1 protein-coding gene and 1 pseudogene are annotated in these 2,402 nt (G+C 68.0%); both read right to left on the bottom strand.

Annotation, left to right across the window (positions count from 1 at the left end):
* Nucleotides 1-157: 157 nt before the first annotated feature.
* A pseudogene (locus tag CHB94_RS24265) lies at nt 158-1,039 on the bottom strand (IS3 family transposase); the annotation flags it as partial.
* Nucleotides 1,040-1,339: 300 nt separating this feature from the next.
* Nucleotides 1,340-2,290, bottom strand: coding sequence for a sensor histidine kinase (locus tag CHB94_RS24260; RefSeq protein ID WP_254920893.1), 951 nt, complete (start codon nt 2,288-2,290; stop codon nt 1,340-1,342).
* Nucleotides 2,291-2,402: the final 112 nt, after the last annotated feature.

The raw sequence follows: 2,402 nt of genomic DNA, 5'->3' as shown, positions 1-2,402 counted from the left end.
GATCTCCCGCCAGAACAGCCGCTCCACATCCCGCCGCAGCGAAGGCGCACCCGGCGACTTCATCGGCGACCTGCCCGTCAACTCCTTCATCCAGCCCGCTGGCCTGCCCATCAACACCTCCACGATCAAGGTGTTGCGACGACCAGTTGAATCCGCCCTGACTTCCGCGGTCGGAATGGACCACGGTGCTCGTCGGGCTGCGCCGGGCGATGGCGTTGCGCAGCGCTGCCACGGCCAGGGAGGCCTTCATTCTCGAGTCAATGGAGTAGCCGACGGTCCGCCCGAAGTAGACGTCCTTCACGGCGCAGAGATACAGCTTGCCCTCGGCGGTGGGGTCCTCGGTGATGTCGGTCAGCCACAGGAAGTTCGGCGCCGGCGCGGTGAACTGGCGGTCGACCAGGTCGTCGTGCACCGGCGGCCCAGATATGCGGTTCAGTTCGGGCTTCTTGGCGAACACCGACCAGATCCGCTGCTGCGAGCACAGCCGAGCGACGCGGTTCTCGCCGTGGAGAAGCCAAGCTCGCGCAGCTCGTCGGCGATCAACCGGTAGCCGAACGCCGGGTCGTCACGGTGGATGTCGTAGGCGGCGTTATCAGGTGCGCGTCGTCCCAGTCGCGCTGGCTCACCGGCTGCGCCAGCCACTTGTAGTAGGCCCGCTTGGAGAAGACCAGCACCCGGCAGGTCACCGCGACGGGGATCTTCTCGGCGGCGAGTTCACGGACCAGCGGGTACATCATTTTGGGAGCACATCGCGGGCGAAGTACGCCGTCGCCCGCCGCAGGATCTCGTTCTCCTGCTCCAACAGCTCGTTTCGTCGGCGCAGCTCCCGCAGCTCCGCCGACTCGTCCTTCCCACCGTCGCCCCGATCGCCGGCGGAGGAGTCGGTGATCCCGTCCTCCCGGTCGGCGATCTTCAGCCAGCGGGCCAGACACGACTACGAAATCCCGAAATCGCGGGCGACCTGCGCCATCGACGCCTCACGTTTGCGGGCCACCGCGATCACGTCACGCCGGAACTCCGGCGGGAACGGCTTGGGCACGATGCTGATCCTTCCAGCGAGGCCAAAGCCTCACAGGCAAGGAGTCAACTCAACTGGGGGCAGTCCCCACTCCGGGGCCTGGCTCTCCCACGGAAGGAAGTGCTGGCAGGGTGCCTGGACCGGCCGCCGTTCACCGACTTGGCCGTTGGCGACCGAGGCTCCGGCGGTGGTGCGAGCCCGGAGCGACTGCTTTCCGCGGCGTCATCCGATGGAATGGGTCACCCATTCACAGGTCTGTGAGGGTTCCCGCAAGAGTGTCGCTCTGCGCACCCTCCCCGGCGGGTACCTCCAGCTTGTCAGTCAGGGGGCGGCCGGCAGTCGCACCTCAAAGCGGCAGCCGCCGTTGACGTTGGCAGCGCTGATCCGGCCCCCGTGGGCATCCACGATGCCACGCGCGATGGCCAGTCCCAGCCCGCTGCCATGACCGTAGGGGTGGCCGTGTCGGCTGCGACGTGCGGCTGTTCCGCGAAAGGCCACTTCGAAGACCTTGTCCAGGTCGCTTTCCGGAATACCGCCGCAGGGGTCGCTGAACGCGAGCACGACCTCGCCGCCGTGCTCGGAGGCAACGATGAACACCGTGCCGTCCTCGGGCGTATGCCGGATCGCGTTGTCGACGAGGTTGGTGACCACGCGGGACAGTTCCGCGCCGTCGGCCCGGACATGCAGCGGCACGGGCACAGCGGGGCTCAGCCGCACGCGACGAGCCCGGGCAAGCGGATCCGCGGTGGCGATCGCGCGATCCACGGCCTCTTTTACGGACACCGACTCGAGATTGAGCCGCAGGGACCCGGCGGAGATGCGAGAGAGCTGAAAGAGGTCGTCAACCATGGCTGACAGGCGGTCCACCTCGATGCAGATCTGTCGGTGGTAGCGCGCTGGGTCTTCGGCAACGCCGTCCTCGAGCGCCTCGGCCATCGCACGCAGCGCCGCCAGCGGAGTGCGTAGGTCATGCGACAAGCCGGCGACCAATTCGCGCTGGGACGCCTCCAACGCGCGCTGCCGTGCGGTGGAGGCGGCCAGCTGGGCGCTCGCGGCTTCGAGCTCGCGGCTCAGCGCCGCCAGTTCTGCGCTCACTGGCGTCTCGGCGACGGTGACCGGCTCTCCGCTGCCGATGGCGCGTATGGCTTCGCTGAGGGCCCGGCTGCCGGTAACCAGCGAGTGGCCGAGCATGAGCGCGGCACCCAGCGCTACCGCGCCGGCGGCCGCAGCCACGATGAGCATCACCCCGAGGTCGTGGGCGGAGAAGAACATCACCGCTGCCGCCCCGACCTGAGTTGGCTCACGGCGTCATGATGATCTCGTCGGCAGGTCGCTGAGCTGCGCGGATGCGCTGGATCGGGTGCTGTTTCACGCACTAACGGTG

It is taken from the genome of Blastococcus mobilis, from assembly GCF_900188025.1.
In the GTDB taxonomy this organism is placed as follows: domain Bacteria; phylum Actinomycetota; class Actinomycetes; order Mycobacteriales; family Geodermatophilaceae; genus Blastococcus_B; species Blastococcus_B mobilis.
This window is presented reverse-complemented; position numbering and strand designations above follow the sequence as displayed.

Bases quoted from the DNA above. Each gene is read 5' to 3' on its own strand.
- CHB94_RS24260 (WP_254920893.1), bottom strand. From the start codon at position 2,290: ATGTTCTTCTCCGCCCACGACCTCGGGGTGATGCTCATCGTGGCTGCG.